The sequence below is a fragment of the Nonomuraea sp. JJY05 genome, assembly GCF_043496855.1.
Classification (GTDB): domain Bacteria; phylum Actinomycetota; class Actinomycetes; order Streptosporangiales; family Streptosporangiaceae; genus Nonomuraea.
In genome coordinates this window covers 22877-45283 of record NZ_JBIEIS010000071.1, presented here as the reverse complement: position 1 = coordinate 45283, position 22407 = coordinate 22877, and the positions used below count along the sequence as shown (strand labels likewise).

19 protein-coding genes and 1 pseudogene are annotated in these 22407 nt (G+C 67.4%); 8 read left to right on the top strand and 12 right to left on the bottom strand.

Annotated elements, in window-relative coordinates; translation table 11 throughout:
• From ACFKCF_RS57530 to ACFKCF_RS57515, 4 genes are all read right to left on the bottom strand, one after another.
• Positions 1 to 783, bottom strand: a 783-nt coding sequence (locus tag ACFKCF_RS57530) for a recombinase family protein (protein ID WP_394505470.1), incomplete at its 3' end; no start/stop codon positions are given.
• The gene (locus ACFKCF_RS57525) at positions 780 to 1028 is read right to left on the bottom strand and encodes a hypothetical protein (RefSeq protein WP_394505468.1); all 249 of its coding nucleotides are present in this window, start codon (positions 1026 to 1028) and stop codon (positions 780 to 782) included. The genes ACFKCF_RS57525 and ACFKCF_RS57530, both read right to left, overlap by 4 nt.
• A 353-nt stretch (positions 1029 to 1381) precedes the next feature.
• Positions 1382 to 1630 carry a hypothetical protein gene (locus ACFKCF_RS57520; protein WP_394505466.1) on the bottom strand — a complete coding sequence of 83 codons (249 nt, stop codon included), beginning with the start codon at positions 1628 to 1630 and terminating at the stop codon, positions 1382 to 1384.
• Positions 1631 to 2454: 824 nt separating this feature from the next.
• Positions 2455 to 3390 carry a M36 family metallopeptidase gene (locus ACFKCF_RS57515; RefSeq protein ID WP_394505464.1) on the bottom strand — a complete coding sequence of 312 codons (936 nt, stop codon included), beginning with the start codon at positions 3388 to 3390 and terminating at the stop codon, positions 2455 to 2457.
• Between the two features lie 79 nt (positions 3391 to 3469).
• On the opposite strand from ACFKCF_RS57515, the gene ACFKCF_RS57510 reads away from it, so the two are divergent.
• The 6 genes from ACFKCF_RS57510 to ACFKCF_RS57485 all read left to right on the top strand — a co-directional run bounded on the left by ACFKCF_RS57510 (position 3470) and on the right by ACFKCF_RS57485 (position 8729).
• The gene (locus ACFKCF_RS57510) at positions 3470 to 3988 is read left to right on the top strand and encodes a MauE/DoxX family redox-associated membrane protein (RefSeq protein WP_394505462.1); all 519 of its coding nucleotides are present in this window, start codon (positions 3470 to 3472) and stop codon (positions 3986 to 3988) included.
• A complete protein-coding gene (locus ACFKCF_RS57505) occupies positions 3988 to 4254 on the top strand; it encodes a hypothetical protein (protein ID WP_394505461.1) in 267 nt (88 codons plus the stop codon). Before ACFKCF_RS57510 ends, ACFKCF_RS57505 begins: the two co-directional genes overlap by 1 nt.
• Positions 4254 to 4505, top strand: coding sequence for a hypothetical protein (locus ACFKCF_RS57500; RefSeq protein WP_394505459.1), 252 nt, complete (start codon positions 4254 to 4256; stop codon positions 4503 to 4505). Before ACFKCF_RS57505 ends, ACFKCF_RS57500 begins: the two co-directional genes overlap by 1 nt.
• Positions 4506 to 4557: 52 nt before the next feature.
• Positions 4558 to 5196 (top strand): hypothetical protein, encoded by a 639-nt coding sequence (locus ACFKCF_RS57495; RefSeq protein ID WP_394505457.1) that lies wholly within the window; start codon positions 4558 to 4560, stop codon positions 5194 to 5196.
• Between the two features lie 823 nt (positions 5197 to 6019).
• Positions 6020 to 7084, top strand: a complete 1065-nt coding sequence (locus tag ACFKCF_RS57490) for a lectin (protein ID WP_394505455.1) — start codon at positions 6020 to 6022, stop codon at positions 7082 to 7084.
• Positions 7085 to 7148: 64 nt separating this feature from the next.
• Positions 7149 to 8729: a lectin gene (locus tag ACFKCF_RS57485; protein ID WP_394505453.1), complete on the top strand. Its 1581-nt coding sequence runs from the start codon at positions 7149 to 7151 to the stop codon at positions 8727 to 8729.
• Between the two features lie 60 nt (positions 8730 to 8789).
• Here ACFKCF_RS57485 and ACFKCF_RS57480 read toward each other — a convergent pair.
• The 5 genes and pseudogenes from ACFKCF_RS57480 to ACFKCF_RS57460 all read right to left on the bottom strand — a co-directional run.
• Positions 8790 to 8885: pseudogene (locus tag ACFKCF_RS57480) on the bottom strand (hypothetical protein); the annotation flags it as partial.
• Positions 8886 to 8989: 104 nt separating this feature from the next.
• Positions 8990 to 10606: a beta-xylosidase gene (locus tag ACFKCF_RS57475; RefSeq protein WP_394505451.1), complete on the bottom strand. Its 1617-nt coding sequence runs from the start codon at positions 10604 to 10606 to the stop codon at positions 8990 to 8992.
• Positions 10607 to 10649: 43 nt separating this feature from the next.
• Positions 10650 to 11465, bottom strand: a complete 816-nt coding sequence (locus tag ACFKCF_RS57470) for a carbohydrate ABC transporter permease (protein ID WP_394505449.1) — start codon at positions 11463 to 11465, stop codon at positions 10650 to 10652.
• A 52-nt stretch (positions 11466 to 11517) separates the two neighbouring features.
• Positions 11518 to 12471 (bottom strand): carbohydrate ABC transporter permease, encoded by a 954-nt coding sequence (locus ACFKCF_RS57465; protein ID WP_394505447.1) that lies wholly within the window; start codon positions 12469 to 12471, stop codon positions 11518 to 11520.
• Positions 12472 to 12512: 41 nt separating this feature from the next.
• A complete protein-coding gene (locus ACFKCF_RS57460) occupies positions 12513 to 13829 on the bottom strand; it encodes an ABC transporter substrate-binding protein (RefSeq protein ID WP_394505445.1) in 1317 nt (438 codons plus the stop codon).
• Positions 13830 to 14045: 216 nt separating this feature from the next.
• Between ACFKCF_RS57460 and ACFKCF_RS57455 the strand changes: the two genes are divergently transcribed.
• Both ACFKCF_RS57455 and ACFKCF_RS57450 read left to right on the top strand, forming a co-directional pair.
• Positions 14046 to 15056: a LacI family DNA-binding transcriptional regulator gene (locus tag ACFKCF_RS57455; RefSeq protein ID WP_394505443.1), complete on the top strand. Its 1011-nt coding sequence runs from the start codon at positions 14046 to 14048 to the stop codon at positions 15054 to 15056.
• A gap of 291 nt (positions 15057 to 15347) precedes the next feature.
• On the top strand, positions 15348 to 16778 hold the full coding sequence (locus ACFKCF_RS57450; RefSeq protein ID WP_394505441.1) for an endo-1,4-beta-xylanase: 1431 nt from the start codon (positions 15348 to 15350) through the stop codon (positions 16776 to 16778).
• Positions 16779 to 16864: 86 nt separating this feature from the next.
• Here ACFKCF_RS57450 and ACFKCF_RS57445 read toward each other — a convergent pair whose 3' ends face one another.
• The 3 genes from ACFKCF_RS57445 to ACFKCF_RS57435 form a co-directional block, all read right to left on the bottom strand.
• Complete coding sequence (locus tag ACFKCF_RS57445; protein WP_394505440.1) at positions 16865 to 19651, bottom strand: glycosyl hydrolase family 95 catalytic domain-containing protein; 2787 nt, start codon at positions 19649 to 19651, stop codon at positions 16865 to 16867.
• A 199-nt stretch (positions 19652 to 19850) separates the two neighbouring features.
• Complete coding sequence (locus tag ACFKCF_RS57440) at positions 19851 to 21206, bottom strand: RICIN domain-containing protein (protein WP_394505438.1); 1356 nt, start codon at positions 21204 to 21206, stop codon at positions 19851 to 19853.
• Between the two features lie 368 nt (positions 21207 to 21574).
• Complete coding sequence (locus ACFKCF_RS57435; protein ID WP_394505436.1) at positions 21575 to 22264, bottom strand: FadR/GntR family transcriptional regulator; 690 nt, start codon at positions 22262 to 22264, stop codon at positions 21575 to 21577.
• Positions 22265 to 22407 lie beyond the last annotated feature (143 nt).

Sequence of the window (22407 nt, the reverse complement as noted above, 5' to 3'; positions counted from 1 at the left end):
AAGGCCCCGGTATCTGCCGGGGCCTTCACGCATGCCCGCCGCCCCTATGCTTCGGGGTGTTCGATCGACCGGGGAGGCCGGTGTGCTGCCCGAGGTGGAGGTATGAGTACGGCGGCGCACGCCCACACCGGCTACCCAACCCGTTAACGCGAGCGTGGTGGTTGTGGCCTTTTGGGTGCGGAAAGAGGTTGAAAGGTCAGGGTTGCGCAAGATCGCGGCGGCCCGGGCGTGGGTAAGCCGTCCCCAGCGGACCTGGCCGGCCCAGACCCCGCCGTAGGCGCGGCGCGGGAAGCGGCGTCCGGCGAACGCACCGGCCACTCCGTAGGCCGACCCGGTCGCGGTGAACGCGGCGAACACGTCCGCGATCGCGGTGGCGATCTCCTCGTCCGGATCGATGACCACGTTCTGGTCTTCGTCGTAGACGAACCCGGCCGGCAGCGGCAGCCGCAGCTCGCCGCGGGCGGCCGCGGCGCCTTTGGCCTCGTTCATCCGGCTGGTCGGCCAGGGCGGCTCGGCCTCGCCCATCTGGCCTTTCAACCCCAGCAGCAACCGGTCGTTGATGTCGGACAGGTCATAGATTCCGTCTGTGTCGATCACCAGGGTGTCGGTGAAGCGTGCCGGCTCCAGCAGGCGGGCCACGTCCGCGTTGGAGCGGGCCAGCCGAGAGACCTCCAGCCCGAACACCGCTCCGACCTCGCCCAGGCAGATGCGGGCGACCAGCTGTTTGAACCCGTCCCGGCGGGCGGCGCTGCGTCCCGACAGCCCCAGATCGCAGTGGATCACCTCGATTCATCGGTGCTCGCTCCGTCGCCCTGTCCACTCGGCTGGTCGTCGCCGCCGGGCGTCGCCTCGCCATTCCGGCGCGGCGGCACCGTCTGCGGGCCGCCGGCCAGGGCGGATTCCAGCATGTTCGCCAGCACCGCGATCACCTCGGCGCATGCGGTCAAGCCACCCGGTCCCGGTGGGTCCAAATGCTTCTTCTCGCCGGCGCTGTCAACGGCGCTGAACCCGCCAGCCTCGATCGTCATGATTCATCACCACTTGAACCGGGATTGGCCCTTCTTCCCCGAAAAGACCATCCGGTCCCGGCAATGACTACTCGCACCATGACAGACAAGACGAAGGACCAACACCACGCGCAACGATTACAATCCGTTACGGATGGTGCGACGAATGCAGACACTTCCCGCGCAGCGGGTGGAATGGGTGAGTGATCGTTACAAACGATTCCGAAACCTCGCTCCTTCTGCGTGAACGCGCAGTCCGCGAGGCACGTGGGAATCCCCAGACGGCGCTTCTTGGAAGTGCCGGGCTTGGGGATCAACCGCTCTCGTACCGGCAGCGGTTGGAACATCCGAGCGCGTAGCTGCTCCCGGATTTTTCAGGAACGCCTATTCGCCCCACACAGCAGGGATATCGCGGGCGTCAGCCCGTCGACGCCCGCCGTCCGGGACCCTGTGTTGCCCCGGACCTGACGCCACGCAACCACGAGGAACGCCGGGTCAGCGACCAGGTTGAACGGGTCATCGAACCGGCGAGCACGATCCTCGCCGGCCCAGCGGTGCAGTTTGGTCTGAATAATCGGTACCCGCCACTTGGCCGTCTCCGGCTCCAGCAGCAGCGCGCCCATATTCACGAACGGCCTCCTGACCTGACGTCCCTACCTGCCCGAAACTGCTGCCTGCCTTCCCCATGTGCGCGGCTTTCCCGCGCTCGGAGTACTACGCAGGCTCCGCCCCACCCCGTGCCTTCGGCAGGCGACGCACCTATCCCCGAACCCGTCCTGGAGGAGACCGAGCTCGGGGAGTGACACGAGATGGTTCCCACGTTCACTGCTGACCTCTCGCGAGAGGAGGTGCCCAGCTATGCCCCTGCGGTATCGCTCCGGCTACGCCGTAGACCTTCACCAGAGCCTCCCGGCCAAGCGCGACAACCGGCCCAGGAGTTCCCCGCCAAGCACCTCCGCCCGGCGGGTACGCACCGCAACCCAGCCCGTATGCGCCAGATTCGAGCTGGTGGAAGCCTTGAAGGGCGTTACGCCACTGGTTCCTCACGCACACCTTTCCCGCTCGTGAACCAGGCCCGCGCCGTCTGGCAGTACCAGCACGTCCTGACGTTGTCGAGGCTGCTCCCACCCTCACCCACGCCTCCGGGATCAGGCTGCCTCCCACTTCACACGACCTGCTACGACAGGCCGTCGGCGGAGCTTTTTCATCTCCGCACGGTCAAACAGCGCCTCGTGGCGCACGCCGGGGTGCTCCCGGTCCTCGGCGCCGAAGCGCCTGCGGTCCGGGTCCCCTTGCCATCGAACAACTGCAGGCTGACCTCGTCGACAGCGAGTCCGCAACGCCTCGACCACCGCTCAAGAGACCACCGCTGGGGGAATTACGTGAGCGTCGAGAGAGGTGCCACCGCCTGCTCCATCCCGATCTCGATGCCCGTGTTCCGGCAGAGTTAGACGAGCCCTCTGGAGGTGAACGCGGCACGTACGGTTGTCGTGGCGGTGTCGCCGCCGTGCCGCTGTGCGGCGTTCATCGTGGTTTCGGCCGCCGCCTTGAAGGTGGTGTCCTTGGTGAAGTCGAACTGCGCGTCGATGATGACCGTGCTGCCCAGTGTGTCACCGAGCCTGGTGCGGATGTCGTATAGGGCTGAGGACCAGATTTCGCCGTCCGCGTGCACCTCGCCGACCAGGTCCTGGGGGTAGTGCTTGGTGCCGTCCAGTCGGCGTAGGCAGTGTGGGGTCTTTGATGTGTAGGAGACCGAGTCCCAGTCGGCCACGCATGTTTCGGGTGTCCGCGTGGGTGGGCCGGTCTTCCAGCTGCTGACGGCTATGGCGAGGTAGTCGCCGAGGGCTTCACCGATCGCGCCCGATTCCAGGGTCGTGCCGAAGCCGGTCACTTGGCCGTCCTGTGCGGAGTGGCGGTACTCGTGGATGATGACCTCGCCGTCCTCGGCGTCGTCCACGCCTTCCTTGCCGAGGGTGATGGTGGTCTTGTCGTCCCTGTAGAAGGAGTTGTCGCTGCCGTACTGGTTGATTCGCAGTTCGATCTGGTGTTGGTTCACCGGGCGTAGCCGGGTGCCGAAGCCGAGTGATTGGATGTAGTGCTGGGCGGTGGTGACCCAGTAGTAGCCCATGATTTGTTCGAACTGGTCGCTGTCGCGATGCCAGGCCGGGAAGGCTCCGTTCACCGCTTGGGCGGGCTTGCCGGTCTCGCTCTTGGCCGTGATGTAGCGTCCGGTGAGGGTGCCGGAGCTGTCCAGGTCGGTGAGGGTGACGGTGTGGTACGCCGGGGTGAAGGCCGCGCTGTCGTGGTCGTGGTCGTCGGCGAGGGATTGGTCGCCCGTGGTCTGGACCGGGTTGGGGTAGAAGACGGTAAGCCGACCGCACAAGCGCACAACCAGCCCATGCCGCCAACCGCGCTACCGGCGTGCCAGCGCCGGGCTAAGGGGCCGGAAGAGCATCTGGGTCATGGTTCACGTGCTGGTGGCGAGTCAAGTCCTGCTCACCACGGTCTTCGTTGTCTCCGCGTACTCGAAACTGCGCAGTCGTGCCGCACTACAGTCTTTCGCCGCCACCCTGCGATTGCTGCCCGGCCCGGCCCGTTTCCCGGCTGCCATGGCAACGGTGGCCGTGGAAGTTGTCACTGCCGCCACCTTGATCGTGCTTCCACATGCGGGGCTGGCCGCCGGCGGGATGCTGTTGGTCGCGTTCTCCACGTGGATCGCTGTTTCTCTTCGCTGGGGGCAGCGCGAGCCATGCCAGTGCTTCGGCGCGTCCGTGACCCCGCTCGGCCCGGTGCATCTGGTCCGCAACGGGCTTCTGCTGCTCGTTGCCGCGCTGGGTTCGGTGGCGCTGATGTTTCCCGGCGGCCCGGTAACCATGGTCGGCCTCGCCCTGGCAGTGCCGGTTGGGTTGGTCGGCGCCATCCTCTTGATCGTCTTCGACGATATCGCCGATTTGTTCATGGAAGTCGCGGGGGGTGCGTGATGCCGTATCTGATCGTTGCCGTCGTCCTGGTCGGCGTGCTGTGCCTGCTGAATCTCCTGTTGACGGTCGGAGTGATCCGCCGGCTGCGGAAGCAGGCGGCGTCAGCGGCATCCTTGCCACCCATGGAGGAAGGGCTCGCCATCGGGGAGAAGATCCCGGAGTTCGCCGCCACCACCACCGGCGGCGAGCCGATCTCCGATGAGCTGATCGAAGGGCCCGCCCTGATCGGTTCTTCTCCCCGTCCTGCCAGCCCTGCAGGGAACTGATGCCGCGCTTCATCGACCATGCCCGCCGAACCCCGGCTGCCGTGCTCGCCGTCGTCGTCACCGACAGTGACAAGGAGGCCGTCGCTGACGTCGAACGCCTCGCTGAGGTGGCACGTGTCGTGGTCGAGGCACCTCATGCCGCCATTCAGAGCGCCTTCCGGGTCACCGGATATCCGACCGTCTTCGAAATCGGTGCGGACGGCAGGGTCACCGACAACGATCCCGTGTTGCCCGCCACGGTCGGCGCATGATCGGAACGGCGAAGGCCGCCGCGGGGTCGCCCTGCGCGCGGCCCCGGGATTGATGGCGGTCTATGTCCTGGTAATGATCGTCGAGGCCATCGCGCCGATCGCGGTGGCGTGGCTGACCAAACTGGTGGTCGACTCCCTGGCAGGACAGGGATCGGCGGCCGAGCTGAGCACCCTCGCGGTGGGGTTGGCCGCCGCGGGCATCCTGGTAACGGTGCTGCCTCAGCTCATGCAGTACCTCAACAGCGAAATGGGCAGGTTGTTCACCGCTCAGACCACCACACAGCTGTTCTCCGCGACGCTGCGGTTCGCCGGGTTGCGACGGTTCGAGGACCCCAACTTCCACGACCAGTTGCGGCTGTCGCATCGTCGCGCCGCGATGATATGGGACATCGGCCCGGCGGAGCGACGCCAGATGTTCTACGGCGATCTGCTCACCACGATTGCGGCGGCAAAGGAGATCCGGCTATTCAACAGCGGCCGTTTCCTGCGAGGCCGCATGATGACCGAGTTGCGCACGTCCAACGCCGCACGCCGCCGGATGGACATCAAGGAACTGTCCGTTGAGGGCCTGCTGACGCTGCTGGGCGCCGCGGTCGCGGGCGGCGGGCTGATCTGGGCCGTCATCTCCGCCGGCTCCGGCCGCGCCGACGCTCACCAGCGTCGCGGTGCCACTCGTGGAGGTCGGCGCTGAAGCCATGCGACTCGCGCTCGCTGACGGTCAGCAGGAATCCGTGATAACGATTCCGACCGCCGTGCGACTCAGGGAGAGCACGCCGCGCGCCATGCGCGCGGACTGACCATGCCGCGGCGGACCGGGGCACGCTCGGCCCGCGGACGTCGGCCGCTCGTGGAAGAGGGCCGTCGCTCAGGATGAAAAGGGCTCCCTGCCGCGGGAATCCGGGTGCCCGGTTGCGCGCCGGACGCGTCACAGTCGAGGACTCCTGCCGTTCGGTTCGATTGGGTGGTCGGTACCTGGGAGGCCGGTGCGCCGGTACGTCCTGGTCCTGCCGCGCCGCCGGATGAACGTTTCATCGCCTCGCCCGCCGCGACAGTGCGACTGCGCCCGGTCAGCTCCGATCGGCCCACTTCGGCCCGCGGCGGAACCGCGACGCAAGAGGGCGGGCCCTTGACGGATCTTCTCGCGTCATGTTTGCTCCGCCACACCACCACCTGAGCCGGCTTGCGCGGAAGGAGTACCGAGTTGACCGTGGCGATGTTAACGCTAACAACGAGCTCGGGAGCCGCCGCCGGCATGCCGAATCGGGCAGCGCCCGACCGGGCCCACCGCGGGTCCGTTACGGCAGCCACTCAGCACGATCCCAGGTCGCTGATCCTCACCGAAGGAGGTCCTCGTGCCCACAACAGGCGGACCGGAGCGAAAGTGTGTTAACGCGAACATTGCTACTCGATTCGACTTACGCCCTGACCGCCGCGAGGGCTTGAGCAGGCGTACGTGGGGACGATGGTGCGCCGCCGCGCTGATGGCCGTGGCCTTGGTGATAGCGGGTACGGCGATGGGGGAGGGAGTAGCCGGCGCGGAGTCCAACGGCGGGGTGCGGGTCATGCCGCTGGGCGACTCGATCACCGAGGGCACGCAGGTGCCGGGCGGGTACCGGATCGGGTTGTGGCAGCGCCTGGCCGCCGGCCGCTACACGGTCGACTTCGTCGGGTCGCAATTCAACGGGCCGGGCAGCCTGGGCGACCACGATCATGAGGGCCATCCCGGGTGGCGGATCGACCAGATCGACGCGAACATCACCGGCTGGCTGCGTACGTACACACCGCGCACGGTGTTGCTGCACATCGGCACCAACGACGTCCTGCAGAACTACAACGTGGCCGGTGCCCCGCAACGGGTGTCCACGCTGATCGACCACATCACCACGGCCGTGCCCAACGCGGACGTCTTCGTCGCCACCATCATCCCGCTGTCCAACTCCGGCCAGGAGTCGGCCGCCCGCACCTTCAACGCGGCGATCCCCGGCATCGTCCAGAGCAAGGTGAACAGCGGCAAACGTGTCCACCTGGTCGACATGCACAGCAAGTTGACCACCTCCGACCTGATCGACGGCATCCACCCCACCGCCGGCGGCTACGACAAGATGGCCGCCGCCTGGTACGAGGCGCTTCAGTCGGTACCGGGCAGCATCGGCCAGCCGGGGGGCGGCACCCCCAGCCCAACCCCTGGTGCGGGCGCGATCAGGGGTGTGGGGTCGGGCAGGTGCCTTGATGTCTCCGGCGCCTCGCAGGCGAACGGCGCGCAGGCGCAGATCTGGGACTGCAACGGCCAGGCCAACCAGCAGTGGACGGCGACGGCGAGCGGTGAGCTGCGGGTCTACGGCGGCAAGTGCCTGGATGTGAACGGGGCCGGGACGGCGGACGGCACCACCGTGATCATCTGGGACTGCAACGGCCAGAACAACCAGAAGTGGCGCCTCAACGCCGACGGCACCATCACCGCCGTCGGGGCGAACAAGTGCCTTGACGTGCCGAACTACTCCACCGCCAACGGCGTCAAACTCCAGATCTGGTCCTGCGGCGGCGCCGCCAACCAGCGCTGGACCCGCCTCAACGCATGACATCCCTCCAGGGGCACCCGTCCCCCGGAGATCTCCCCGACACCCTGGTAGGAAGCGGAATCAGATGCGCAGAATTCTCGGCTTGGCGGTGGCGGCGGTACTCGCAGCCGGCTCCGTCGTCGCGATCGGCGGCGGGACGTCGCCGGTCGCCGCGCTGGACAACGGCCTGGCCCGCACGCCCCAGATGGGCTGGAACGACTGGAACAGCTTCGGCTGCAACGTCAACGACTCGCTGATCCGTCAGACGGCCGACGCCATGGTCTCCAGCGGCATGGCGGCGGCGGGCTACACCTACGTCAACATCGACGACTGCTGGTCCACCAAAAGCCGCAACTCCAACGGTGACCTGGTGCCGGATCCGCAGAAGTTCCCCAACGGGATCAAGGCCCTGGCCGACTACGTCCACTCCAAGGGGCTCAAGCTCGGCATCTACTCCTCGGCCGGAACCACGACGTGCGCGGGCTACCCGGCCAGCCTGGGCAACGAGCGGCGGGACGCGGCGCTGTGGGCGTCCTGGGGGATCGACTACCTGAAGTACGACAACTGCGGTGACCACCGGGGCCTGAACGGGCAGCAGCGGTACACGGCCATGCGGGACGCGCTGGCCGCCACCGGGCGTCCGATCGTGTACAGCCTGTGCAACTGGGGGCAGGAGAACGTGTGGACGTGGGGGATGCCGGTGGGCAACTCCTGGCGCAACACCGGCGACATCGCGGCGAACTGGAACTCGATCACGGGCATCCTGGACCGGCAGGTCGGGCTCGACGCGTACTCGGGCCCCGGCGGGTGGAACGACCCGGACATGCTGGAGGTGGGCGTCGGCGGCGTGACGGGGACGGAGGGACGCGCGCACTTCAGCCTGTGGTCGCTGCTGAACGCGCCGCTCATCGCCGGAAACGACCTGCGCACGATGAGCGCCGACACGCGCACGATCCTCACCAACACCGAGGTCATCGCGGTCAACCAGGACTGGGGTGGCAGGCAGGGCCACAAGATCAGTGACAACGGCAACCTGGAGGTCTGGCGCAAGCCGATGTCGAACGGCTCGGTCGCGGTCGTACTGCTCAACCGGGGCACCTCCACCTCGACGGTCTCCACCACCGCCTCCGCCCTGGGGCTGGGGCCCGCCTCCTCCTACTCGGTGCGCGACCTGTGGGCGCACACGACGTCCTCCTCGTCCGGGACGATCAGCGCGTCGGTCCCCGGACACGGTGCGGCCATGTACGTCGTGACCGGCGGGGGCATCGTCACTCCTCCGCCCACGGGTGCGATCAGGGGCGTGGGATCGGGCAGGTGCCTTGACGTCTCCGGCGCCTCGCAGGCGAACGGCGCGCAGGCGCAGATCTGGGACTGCGACGGCCGGCCCGGCCAGCAGTGGACGGTGACCGCGAGCGGTGAGCTGCGGGTCTACGGCGGCAAGTGCCTGGATGTGTACGGCCGGGGCACCGCCGACGGCACCAACGTCATCATCTGGGACTGCAACGGCCAGGACAACCAGCGGTGGCGCCTGAACTCCGACGGCACCATCACCGCCGTGGGGGCGAACAAGTGCCTGGACGTGCCGGACAACGCCACCGCCAACGGCACCAAGCTGACCATCTGGTCGTGCAACGGCGGCGCCAACCAGCGCTGGACCCGCACCTGACGTTGCGCGCCGCATGGGTGCACCGCTGCGGCGGTGCACCCATGTGTCAGACGTACGACACTACGTGGCGAGGGTGCAGGCCGTGCCGTTGAGGGCGAATTGCGTGGGTACGGCGTTCGTGCCGCTGTAGGTGGCCTGGAAGCCGAAGGTGACGGCGGTTCCAGTTGGCCTGCGTCCCTGACCTGCGCCGCCGCGTCAGCTTTGCCGGCCGGCGAGCTGCCGATCGGTAGTGGGGCGTGCTTCGGCGGGCTGCGATGCGGTCATGCCGACTGCCTCAACGACATCACGGCCCATGGCGCGAGCTCGGCATCGAGGTCCAGCACGCCGCTGTCGGGCACCGTCAGCGTGAACCTGAGGAGCGAGTCGGCGACCAGGCTCAGGTGCTCGCTCTCGGCTCGGGACGGGTTGAGGGGAGAACCGAGCCGGTACCAGGCCTCGGCGGCGTTCCCGTGCTCCCAGTCCATGACCTCGACGAGGAAGGTGGTGCCGGGCTCCAGCCCGCCGATCGAGTGGCGGATCCTGCGGCTCGGCCCCATCTCGGCCAGCGCGCGTGCCGCCGGGTAGGAGTTCTGCGAGCCGACACCCCTCGTGGCCATGTCCTCGGGGTAGTTGAAGAACACCGCCGACACGGCGGACGTCCGGCTGTCGCGGGTCACGACCCCGTCGGACGTCGCGAGGAGCAGCCGGTCGCCGAGCCGCTCCAGCATCGTGAAAGCGTGGAACGTGGGCTTGTGAATGCCGCCCTCGTTCACCATGCCGAAGCCGCCGTGGAAGGGTCCCATCCCGGCGCCGCCCTCCTCGAACACGTCCGTGAAGGTCCAGTAGGCGATCGAGTCGGCGAGGGTGGCGCACTTCAGATACGACCGCGTGATGGAGGTCGCCGCGAACAGCGTGTCGTGGATGAAGTCGCGGGCCGACGGCGACGTCGACCACTCCGTGATGTGGATCTCCGCATCGGGATAGGCGCTGTTGTTCACGAGCTCGCGAAGGAGGGTGAGGTCGTCGAACGTGGCATCGGCGTACCGGGTGATCTGCACAGCCTCGCCGTTGGCGCCGTACGCGAAGTCGGTGGGGTACAGGTGGGTGGAGATGAAGTCGACGGGGAGGTCGCGCTCCGCGCACCAGGCGATGAAGTCCTCGATCCACACCGGGCGCCAGTCGAGCGAGTCCACGTCGGCCGCGGCGGCCGTCTCGAGCATCGCGGAGCGGTCCTCGCCCTCGCCCTTGTAGCGGTCGTCGGGCACGAAGACGCTCGTCGCGGGCCCGCCCACCTTCAACGCGGGATCGATCTTCTTGATCGCCCTCACGGTCTGCTCGTAAAGCTCGAAGTACTCGGTCTTCGTGCCGGTCCAGAAGTGGGGAACCAGGTTCGGCTCGTTCCACACCTCGAACCGCCACTCCCGCACCTCGGCGAGGCCGTACCGATCGATCCAGTGCTCGACCGACCTCGTGACCAGCTCGACCCAGCGCGCCATGTCCTTGGGCGGACTGCAGTGAGCGCCCCACCAGAACACCGTCTCTGTTACCGTCGCCAGCTCGCGCGGCATGAAGCCCAGCTCGACGAATGGGCGGACCCCGCTGTCGACAATGAAGTCGAACACCTTGTCCACATAGCTGAACGTGTACGCGGGCGCGGCAAGGGGCGTGTTCGGCCCGAAACCGCTGCCGTAGCTCTCCCGGTACACGAACATGTCGTCGTGAAAGACGCCGTGAAAGCGGATGTACTGGAATCCGCACGCGGACACGACGTCGGCGAATTGCTGCCGCCAGTCCGCGCGCAGCGCCTCGTTCGCCCGTCCGGCGCCGATGCACCTGCTCCAGGCGTGCGGGAGCGCACTCTCGTCGCACAGCCTGCCGTCGATCAGCAATCGGGTCATGGTCTCACTTCTCTTCAGGAAAACGTTGGCGGATGGAGTGCTGCTAGCCCTTGACGGCGCCCAGTGACAGGCCCGACTGCCAGTACCGCTGCAGACTGAGGAATGCGATGATCAACGGGACGATGGTCAGCAGCGCGGACGTGATCACGAGATTCTGGATGAGGGCGCCGTTCCCCGCCGTCGAGCCCAGCTTGTTCCACTGGTTGATGCCGACGGTCAGCGGATACCAGGCGGGATCCTTGAGCATGATCAACGGCAGGAAGTAGTTGTTCCAGATCGACACGAACGAGAAGAGCAGGACCGTCACGCTCGCCGGTGCGAGCAGCGGGAGCGCGATCTGGAGAAAGGTCCTGAACTCCCCGGCACCGTCGATCTTCGCGGCCTCCAGCAGGCCGTTCGGCACGGCTTCGGCCGTGAACACCCACATCAGGTACAACCCGAAGGGGTTGATGAAGGACGGGATGAGAATCGCCCACGGGGTGTTGGTCAAGCCGACGTGCGCGAAGAGCAGGAACTGCGGGATCGCCAGGGCGATGCCGGGGACCGAGATCGATCCCAGGACGACGAAGAGGAACACCCGCTTGCCCCTGAAATCGAGTTTCGCCAGGGCGTACCCGCCGAGGGCGGCCAGGAAGGTCGACACGCTCGCACCCACGACGACGTAGAGAACGGTGTTGAGCAGCCACCGGGAGAAGATCCCGTCCTGGTAGCTGAAGACCTCCACGATGTTGTCCCACAGGGCGAACTCGCGACCGGGGGCGAGCCCGAACGATGACACGAAGTCGGCCTGCGACTTCGTCGCGTTGATGACCAGCCACACGAGCGGCAGCAGGCAGTACAACATGAACAGAGCTGTCATCACGGTGAGAGTCGTGCTCTTCCTGGGATTCTCCACCGTGTACAGCCGGCGGCTACTGCTCGGGTGCATTCCTCAACCCTCTGATCTGGACGGCGTAGGCGACGGCGATCGTGATCGCTGCCATGACGAGCGCGAGTGCTGCCGCATAGCCCTGCTGGGACCCGGTGAACGCCAGGTTGTACGCGTACAGATTCGGCGTGTAGAACGTGGTGACGCCGCTGTTGGCCACCATCGAGGGCAGGATCTGCGGTTCGTTGAACATCTGGAACGTGCCGATGATCGAGAAGATGATCGTGACGACCAGGGATCCGCGAAGTGCCGGCAGCTTGATCGCGCGGACGATCTGGAGCTCGTTCGCCCCGTCGATCGCGGCAGCCTCGTACAGTTCGCGGGGGACGGCCTTGAGCGCGGCGTAGAAGATGAGCATGTTGAAGCCGGTGAACGCCCATGTCACCATCAGCCCGATGGAGATGAGCGTGGTGTCAGGGGCGAAGGGATCGAGGTCCGTGCCCAGAGCGTCGTTGAGGCTGCCGAACAGGCCGTACTTGACGCCCAGCAGGAATCCCCACATGAGGGTCGCCACGATCGCCGGCACCGCGTAGGGAAGGAAGATCGTCATCCGCATGAACCTGGTGCCGTGCACCCGCATGGAGTCCAGCGCCAGCGCCAGCGCCATGGCGAAGATCAGCATGATCGGCACCTGGACGAGCGTGAACCGGAAGACGCGCCCCACCCCGTCCCAGAACTGGGGATCGTGGAACAGCTTGCCGTAGTTGGCGAATCCGACGAACGTGTTGCCCCCGATGAGCTTGTCCTGGAAGAGGCTGAGGTAGACGGCGTACAGGATGGGCACGATGAACACCAGGGCGAACAGCGCCCCGAAAGGCGCTATGAACGCCAGCCCGATCTGTGACTTGCGGCGCTTGCGAGCCGGCGCCGGATGCCGCGCGGCATCCGTCGACGCCATGGCCGAAGTGGTGACGTCGACCCGACGTGCCAGGCCCATGTCCGTGTTCCTTCCGATTCGTTGAGGTGGCCCAGGGCTCGCTAGTCCACTTCGAAGCCCTGCTCGTTGCCGTACTGGATGCAGCGCTGCTTCCACTGCTCGAGGATCTCGGCGAGCGAGCCCTTGCCCGTCGTGTAGAACGGCGATGCGAGGTCGCCGTAGACCGAGCGTGCCCACTCGAAGAACGGCGGGTACTGCCAGCCGCTCCCGACGATCTCCGAGGCCTCGGCCAGCACCGCGCCGACCTTCTGGTCGCCGAAGTACTGGTTGGCCTTGCTCTGGAACGCCTCGCTGTCCAGGACCGACGTGTTCGGCACGAAGGCACCCGCGTCGACGCGGGACGACAGACCGGCGCCGTGCGTGAAGTACTCGAGGAACTTGAAAGCCGCGTCCTGGTGCTCGGCCGCGGCCGGGATGCCGAAGGAGCTTCCGCCGTTCGCCGCTCCGACCTTTTCTCCCTGCTTCCACTGGGGCATCAAGGCGACTCTGAAGTCACCGGCGGCCTTCGGCGCGCGCTCCGGCAGCGTGGAGGTCAGCCAGCCGCCCATGGTCTGGGTGGCGAGGCTTCCGTCGTTGAGCGTCCGGTTCCAGTCGTCAGACCATCCTGTGATCTTGGTGTTGATCAGGCCCTCGTCGAGCATCTTCTGCCAGAAGGCCACGGCCCTGGTCGTGCCCTCGTCGGTGAAGTCGATGTGCACCTTGTTGCCGTTCACCTTGAACGGGCGACCACCGGCCTGCCAGATGAGCGAGAGCAGGAAGAAGATGTCCCCCGTGTCCTGGGCGATGTAGTGGTCGCCGCCGAGCGCGCGGACCTTCTTGGCGGCCTCGTAGTACTCGTCCCACGTCGCCGGGGGCTTGTCGATGCCGGCCTTCTTGAGGGTGGCCGAGTTGTAGAACAGCGCCGAGGGACCGTAGTCGGACGGCAGCGCGTAGACCTTGCCGTTGACCGTCACGTCGCTCCACGCGCCCGGGACGTAGTCCTTCTTGAAGTTCTCGACGCCGTACTTGCCGAGATCGGCGAGCTTGCCGGGAATGGCGAAGTAGGGCACGGCGAAGTACTCGAACATCACGACGTCAGGTACACCGGAACCGGCCTGGATGGCGTTGTCGAGCGCCTTGTACTCGTCCTGGGACGAGCCCGCGTTGACGACCTCGACCTTGATGTTCGGGTTCGCGGCCTGGAAGCCCGGGACAGCCCCTGCGACGGTGCCGTCCCAGCTCCAGACCGTGAGCTTCACCTGTTGGTCACCGCCGCCGCCGGTCGCGCTTCCGCCGCCGGAGCCGCCCGAGCAAGCCGTCAGCGCGAGCATCGGCACGAGTACCGCGGAAAGGAGCCTTGTCTTCTGGGAGAGCCGCATCGAGCCTCTCCTCTCGTCCTGGAGATGGTACGAAACTATTTCGCAACTTGTTCGGTGCTGCCAGGACACTAGGTGGTGTGTCTGTTTCGTGTCAACGGGAGGAGCAGCGAGGATGTCGAGCGGCAATGGAGGGAAGGGGCCGTGGTAGATTCGAAATAGTTTCGAAGCGCGAAAGGGGCCCGGATGTCACGGCGAGGTCGTTCTGAGCGAGCCACCTTGGCGGACGTCGCCCGGCTGGCCGGCGTCTCGCCGGCGACCGCCTCGAAGGTCCTCAACGGGCGGAGCGATGTCGGGGCGGGCACGCGTGAGCATGTCCTCGAGGTCATGGCCGAGCTCGGCTACATGCCGACGGCGGCACGACGTGAGCGAACCCGCGACCGGACCCTCGTCGCGGTGGTCGACATCGTGGAGTCCCGTTATGCCGGGACGGTGCTCCAAGGGATACTCCTGGCAGCGACCTCCGCGCAGGCCGAGCTCCTCCTTCGCCTGCCGCCCGCCGAGCCGATCAGCGCGAGCCGTACGGCGGCCCGGGCCTGGATGGAGGAGCAGAAGGCGTCCGGCGTCGTCGGTGTCATCGCGCTCGCCGTCGCCGTGCCCGGCTCGGTGCTCCTCGCCGCGGAGGAGCTCGAGGTGCCCATCGTGACGATCGACCCCATCGACACGACCGAATCGCGTCTCGTCAGCATCGGCTCCACCAACTGGGCGGGCGGTCGTTCGGCGACCGAGCACGTCATCAAGCTCGGCCACCGCAGGATCGCCTGGATCGGCGGCCCGCTGGGCTCCGCCCCCTCGCTGGAACGCTTCCACGGGTACCAGGCCGCGCTCGACTCGGCCGGCGTCACGCCGGACCGGGCACTGATCCGCCACGAGGCATTCTCCGTCGAGGCGGGGCTGCGGCACGGCCATGACCTGCTCGCGCTCGACGAGCGGCCGACCGCGATCGTCGCGGGCAACGACGAGATCGCCGTCGGGGTCCTCGCCGCGGCCAAGGGGCTTGGCATCTCGGTCCCGGGCGAGCTGTCGGTCACCGGGTTCGACGACACGCCACAGACCCAGTGGACCACGCCACGGCTCACCTCCGTCCGGCAGCCTCTCGTCGGCATGGGCCGGATGGCGGTCGAGACCGTCCTCGGCATGGCGGACGGCGTCCAGCCCGCCTCCCGGCACCTCCAGCTCGCGACGACCCTCAGCGTCCGCGACTCGACGGGCCCCGTCCCTTCGTCCTGATCACGGCAAAAAATATGAAACTTTCATGGCCTGCCATCCCTCGCAGGAAGAACAGGCGAAAGTTTCGGTGCGCATCATGGGTGGCTGAGGCCCTGTAGTGCCGAAGCGGGCAGGCGAATGTGTCTGAAACTTTTCAGATCTGCCTTGACATGTTTCGGAAGCATTTCCCACACTGAGGCACCAAGCGACGCCTTGATGGTGTGTCCCCGCGTGTTCCCGTTTCCGTATCTCAGACATGGAGGCTCAGGCATGGGCGCAAACGCCATACCCTCGTCTGAAACCAGGCGGCCCTTGAGCGGCTTACGCTGGTCCCTGATCGTCGGTGCTCTCGGAGTGCTCGCCGTGATCATGGCGCTGATGGCGCCGCTCCGCGCCGATGCGGCGGCGAGTACGCTCGGCGCGGCCGCCGCGCAGAGCGGGCGCTACTTCGGCACCGCCATCAGCGCGGGCAGGCTCGGCGACTCGCAGTACACCACGATCGCTGGCCGCGAGTTCAACATGGTGACGGCCGAGAACGAGATGAAGATCGACGCCACCGAGCCGAACCGGGGCCAGTTCAACTTCACCAACGGCGACCGCGTCTACAACTGGGCCGTGCAGAACGGCAAGCGGGTGCGCGGCCACACCCTGGCCTGGCACTCCCAGCAGCCCGGCTGGATGCAGTCCCTGTCCGGCAGCTCGCTGCGTCAGGCGATGATCGACCACATCAACGGCGTCATGGCCCACTACAAGGGCAAGATCTACGCCTGGGACGTGGTCAACGAGGCCTTCGCCGACGGCAACTCCGGCGGCCGGCGCGACTCCAACCTGCAGCGCACCGGCAACGACTGGATCGAGGTCGCCTTCCGCACCGCGCGCGCCGCCGACCCGGCCGCCAAGCTCTGCTACAACGACTACAACATCGACAACTGGACCTGGGCCAAGACCCAGGGCGTCTACAACATGGTCCGCGACTTCAAGCAGCGCGGCGTGCCGATCGACTGCGTCGGCCTGCAGTCGCACTTCAACGGCAACAGTCCGTACAACAGCAACTACCGCACCACCATCTCCAGCTTCGCCGCCCTCGGGGTGGACGTGCAGATCACCGAGCTGGACATCCAGGGCGGCTCTCCGCAGACCTACGCCGCCGTGACCAACGACTGCCTGGCAGTGCCCCGTTGCGCCGGCATCACGGTGTGGGGGGTGCGCGACCAGGACTCCTGGCTCGGCGCCAACGCCAGCCCGCTGCTGTTCAACGGCGGCAACAAGAAACCCGCCTACGACGCGGTCCTCAACGCCCTGAACGCCGCCAACCCCGGCCCCACGCCCACGGTGACCCCGACGCCGCCCGGCGACAATGGCCAGATCAAGGGGGTGGCCTCCGGTCGCTGCCTGGACGTGCCCGGCGCCAGCACCACGGATGGCACTCAGGTGCAGTTGTGGGACTGCAACGGCCAGTCCAACCAGCAGTGGAGCTCGACCTCCGCAGGTGAGATCAAGGTGTACGGCAACAAGTGCCTGGACGCCGGCGGCAGCGGGAACGGCGCGAAGGTGCAGATCTACGGCTGCTGGGGCGGCGACAACCAGAAGTGGCGCGTCAACTCCGACGGGACCATCGTCGGCGTGCAGTCGGGACGCTGCTTGGACGCCGTCGGCACAGGCACTGCCAACGGCACCCAGATCCAGCTGTACGACTGCTCAGGCGGCAGCAACCAGAAGTGGACCTGGAGCGGGCGTTCCTGAAGCCGCGTCGATAGGCCCGTGGCTTCGCCGCAACCGGGGGCCGGTTGCGGCGAAGCGCATGCGAAGGTCCGCGAGCGTCGTCGGGTTCACACGCCCGTGATGGTCCATTGGTTGTTGGTGCTGTTGTTCGGCGTCCACATGGCCACGGTGGAGCCGGCCGTGCTGTTGCCCATGCCGTCGAGGGCCGTGCCGGTGGCGCGGTTGATGATCTGCTGGCGGCCGTTGCCCGTGCTGTTGAGGCGCCACTGCTGGTTGTTGCCGCCGTCCCACGCCGCCTGCCTGGCGTTGGCTCCGTTGGCGTTGTTGCCCCAGCTGTCGACGACCATGCCGTTGGTACGGTTGACGATGCGGTACCAGCCGCCGCCCAGGTCCACGAGCTGCCACTGCAGGTTGGTGCTGCCGTCCCAGTTCCACTGCTTGAGGTTCGCCCCGGAGGCGACATTGCCGCCGCTGTCCAGCGCCAGGCCGGTGGTCGCGTTCGTGATCCGCACGTAGGTCGCCGGCGGGGGGCCACCGGACCCGGTCATGCGGTACGTACGGCCGGCTTGGCCGGTCAGCCTGACGACGTCGGACTCGGGTTTGGTGACGCTGACGGTGTCGCCGGTCGTGGTGTCGACCACCTGATAGGTTCCGGCGAAGATGCGGCTGCGCACGTTCACCGTCCCGTCACGGTCGAACTTGATGAGGATCTCGGTGGCCCCGCCGGAGCTCCACGTCGCGTCCACCGTGTAGCCACCGCGCCCTCGAAGGCCCTGCACCTTCCCGCTGGGCCAGGCCGCCGGGAGCGCCGGCAGCACGTGCAGCTCGCCGTTGTGGCTGTGCAGCAGCATCTCGGCGATGCCGGACGTGGCGCCGAAGTTGCCGTCGATCTGGAACGGCGGGTGCAGGTCGAACATGTTGGGCGCCAGCCGGGCCGTCGTCACGAGGGCGCGGATCAGGTCGTGCGCCCGCGTGCCCTCCTCCATCCGCGCCCAGTAGTTGATCTTCCATGCCAGCGACCAGCCCGTACCGTCGTCACCGCGCAGTTCGAGGGTCCGCCGCGCGGCGGTGTACAGCGCGGGGGTGCCGCGCTTGGTGATCTGGTTGCTGGGATGCAGGCCGTAGAGGTGGGAGATGTGCCGGTGGCGCTGCTCGGTCTCGACCCAGTCGTAGAGCCACTCCTGGATGTTGCCGCGTGAGCCGGTCCGCATCGGCGGGAGCCGGTCCCGGGTGGCCAGGACCTGCGCCCGGAAGCTCGCGTCCGTGCCCAGGAGCTCGCTCGCCTTGGCGCAGCCGTTGAACAGGTCCCGCAGGATCTGGTTGTCCATCGTGGGTCCGGCGCAGACGCTGACGCCCGCGTGGTGGGTCAGTTCGGGGGAGTTCGACGGGTTCGTGACCAGATATTTGAGGCTCGGTTCTTCCACGAGGGTCTCCAGGAAGAACTGCGCGGCCCCCTTCATGGCCGGGTAGTACTGCCGGAGGAAGTCGAGGTCGCCGGTGAAGAGGTAGTGGTCCCAGATCATGGTGGCCAGCCATGCGCCGCCGGTCTGCCACATGCCCCAGGTCGCGCCGTCGACGACCGAACTGCCCCGCCACCCGTCGGTGTTGTGGTGGGTCACCCAGCCGCCGGCGTTGTACTGCACCCGGGCCGTGCGGGCGCCGCTGACCGTGAGGTCGTTGATCATCCTGAACACCGGCTCGTAGCACTCCGACAGGTTGGTCGTGTCGGTCGGCCAGTAGTTCATGGGCAGGTTGGCGTTGAGGGTGTACTTCGAGTCCCAGGACGGGGTCAGCGAGTCGTTCCAGATGCCCTGCAGGTTGGCGGGCTGGGTTCCCGGGCGCGAGGAGGAGATCAGCAGGTAACGGCCGTACTGGAACAGCAGCGCCGAGAACTGCGGGTCGTTGCTGTTCGCGTGCTGCGCGATCCGTACGTCGGTCGGCTGGTCGGCGGCCGGGGTGCGGCCGACGTCGAGCGTCGTGCGCCCGAACAGCCGCTGGTAATCGGCGGTGTGCCGGCCACGCAGGTCGTCGTAGGTCCTGCCGGCGGCGGCGTCGAGATGGCGCCGGGCGATGCCCTGGTAGTCGCCGCTGACGTCCTTGTAGTTCACGTAGCTGGAGCCGATGGAGATCAGCACCGTCACGCTGTTGGCGGACCTCACCTGCAGCGTGCCGCCGGAGCTGCTGACACTGCCGCCTTCGGCGACGGCCCGGGCCAGTGCCAGGAACCTGACCTTGCCGGCCAGGCCCCTCTGGTCGCCGGAGACGCCGTCGAGCGCCACCGTCATGCCGTCCGGGCTGGACCGCGTCGTCCGCTGCGGGCTGCCGAACGTCGCGGAGAACGTGATCGAGCCGGGCTTGTCGGCGGTCAGTCGGAGGGCGATCACCTGATCCGGCGCGCTCGCGAGCACCTCGCGCCGGTACCGTACGCCGTTCTGCAGGTACGTCACCGTCGTGGTGGCCGTGGTCAGGTCCAGGAAACGGTTGTACTCCGAAACCCCGGCGGTGCTGCCGAAGGTCAGTCGCAGATCGCCCACGGGCTGGTAGGCCAGCTGAGCCGAAGGGTTGCCCAGCATGTTCTGGTCGACAAGCGTCTGGGCCTGGCTCCACTGGTTCTGGAAGACCAGCTGCCGGATCTGCCCCAGCGCCGCCGCGCCCTTCGGGTTGCTCTGGTCGTACGGCCCGCCGGCCCAGATGGTGTCCTCGTTGAGCTGCAGCCGCTCGGTGTCGACGTTGCCGAACACCATGGCGCCCAGGCGGCCGTTTCCGATCGGAAGCGCACGCAGCCACTCCGTGCCGGCGCTTTCGTCGTACCACAGGGCCAGATCGTTCGCGGCGCGCACCTCCGCGGGCGCCACCGACGCGGCCCGGGCCGCGGCCGTCCATTGCAAGGGCAACAGCGCGGCTCCAGCCGCGCCGAATCTCAGCACTTGTCTTCGCGATAAATCAGCCATCTCGGTTCTCCAAGCCTCGGGGGGTCGGCCTCCGTCGGGTACGAGCACGAGCCGTGCACCGTGGACGTGCCTGCGTGCTCGTGGCCATCGCCGGGGCGATGACTCGTCCCGGCGATGGCGCGTGGTCAGCTGTCACGGGCTGTCAGGCGCGGGCCCACTTCTGGTTGGTGGCGCCGGTGCAGCTCCAGATCTGCACCTTGGTGCCGTTGGCGGTGCCGTATCCGGACACGTCCAGGCACTTGTTCGCGCCGACCGCGGTGACGGTGCCGTCGGCGTTGAGACGCCACTTCTGGTTGTTCTGGCCGTTGCAGTCCCAGATGATCACGGCGGTGCCGTCGGCGGTCCCGGCGCCACTCACGTCCAGGCACTTGCCGCCGTAGACCCGCAGCTCACCGGAGCCGGTGGCGGCCCATTGCTGGTTGGCCTGGCCGTTGCAGTCCCAGATCTGCGTCTGCGCGCCGTTGGCCTGCGAGGCGCCGCTGACGTCCAGGCACCGGCCCGACCCCGCACCCTTGAGCGCGCCGGTCACCGGCGGATCGACCGTGGGGGTCGGTGTCGGATTCGGGTCGCTACCTCCGAACTGCGCGAAGAAGTTCCACACCACCGGCCTGGTCCAGGACTTCTCGCCGGGCTCGAGGTCGCCGGGCTTCCCGTCCACGGGACCGGGGGTGTGGCCGGCGTCGAACGCCGCCCATGCGACCGGATACCCCGCCCGGCATCCCGAGTAGTTGGTGACGATGTGGGTCAGGCTGCCCTGGGCCGGCTCCGGCGGGTTCTGGGGGGTGCAGCCGTTGTTCCTGACGAACCTGTCACGCAGCGACCGGCCCGCGGAGATGTTGAGCACCGGATCCCTGAGGCCGTGCAGCCCGATGTACGCGATGGGCTCGTTGCCGCCGCTGCACCCGCTGAGCTGCCCGCCGGAGTAGACCGCCACGGCGCGGAAGACCGTCGCCCGGGCGCACGCGAGCGCGTAGCTCATGCCGCCGCCGTAGCTGAAGCCCATGGCGAAGCGCTGGGAGGTGTCCACACAGAGGTCCGCCTCGATCCGCCGGATCATGTCGTCGACGAAGGTGACGTCCTCACCGCCCGAGTTGGCCCAGCCGTTGTTGAAGCCCTGAGGCGCGACGAAGATGGCGGTGTTGTTCGACAACGCCCTGAGCCCGTAGTAGGACCAGGGGTATCCGCTGGTTCCGCCGCCGTCGACATCGTTGGCGGTGCCGCCATTCCAGTGGAATCCGAAAATCAACCGATAGGGAGTGTTGTTGTTGTAGTTGTCCGGAATTCTCAGGATAAAGTTACGGTTTTTCCCGCTGGTCGTTATCGACTGCGGACCGCTTCTCAGCGTCGGGGTCCTGCCGCATCCCGCGGTGCCCGCGAGGGCGCTCTGTTGCGCGAGGCGCGGGGGCGCGCTTTCGCCCAGGGCCGTGTGCACCGTGGCCAGGACGACGAGCAGTACAGCGGACGCGATAGCGGTGAAGAGGTATCTGAGCCTCGACATCACGCGAATTCCTTTGCCGTTCTCGGGGGGTGAAACACGCAAAAGGGAAGCCACCTTCCACCGCCTTTTCCGGGGTTGCAGGCATGGGTGGCCGGCCGGTCGAGTTCTTGAAGTGTTAGCGCTCACTCAACGCCGCCGTAATGGGATCCCCTTTCTTCCTGGTGGCTGGAGGCGATGGTGCAGCGGAGCAAATATGACCGTGACAAGACCTGTCAAGGCTCGGCCTTCTCGACGTCGAGAGCCTGCGCCTGAGACGACCCCATCGCTCCGGCGTCTGACCAGGAGAAGCGGCCGTGGCCACCGCTGACGGGTCGCGATGAAACTTTCACAGCCCTCGATCGAATCGGTTCCGAGGACGCGAACGGGCGCTAACGCCGCAGCCGTACGGGGTCGGCCGTTCCGCTGCGGCGGACGATCCAGGCCTCGGTGATGTGATTGAACATCGCCTCGGCGGCGCCCCCGGGATCGTGGGCGGCGATGCGTTCGTAGATGCGGCGGTGGCCGAGGTTCGACGCCACGCACAGCGCCCGCTCGGTCCGGCCCAGGTATCGGGCGGTGCTGACGACCTGGCTTTCCAGCGCCCGTACGACGCCACGGGCGATGCGGTTGCCCGACGCCTGCATGATCGTGTCGTGGAAGGCACGGTCGCTGTCGGCGTACGTGACCGGGTCGTCCACGAGCTCGTCCATCCGATCCACCAGCGCCCGCAGCTGCTCCACGGTGTCCGGCCCGGCCAGGCGGGCGGCGACGTTGGCCATGTCGGACTCCAGCACGCGCCGGGTGACGACGAGGTCGTCGAGAATCGCCAGGCCCTCTTCCGCGGCGATGGTCGCGGCCAGAACGAGCTCGTCGAGCATGTCCCACATCGACGGCGGGGTCACCATGGTGCCGGCGCCCTGGCGGACCTGTACCAGCCCCTTTTCCTGCAGGATCTTCACCGCTTCGCGCACGACCGTGCGGCTCACGGAGAAGGCTTCGCAGAGCGCGGGTTCGGGGGGCAGCGATGTCCCCGGCGGGTGCACGCCGCGAACGATGCGCTCCACCAGCTCGGCTGTCACCGCTCTGGCGAGACTGGCAGGACGTCGTACCCAGGCCGGTGGCGCCGGGACGCTGCCAGGCGTTTCCTGCGATGCCGTCATATACCCCTCCGGTGGCCTGGCACGTGGCGGCGCCACCGCCTCAGTATACGTGAGCCCTATTG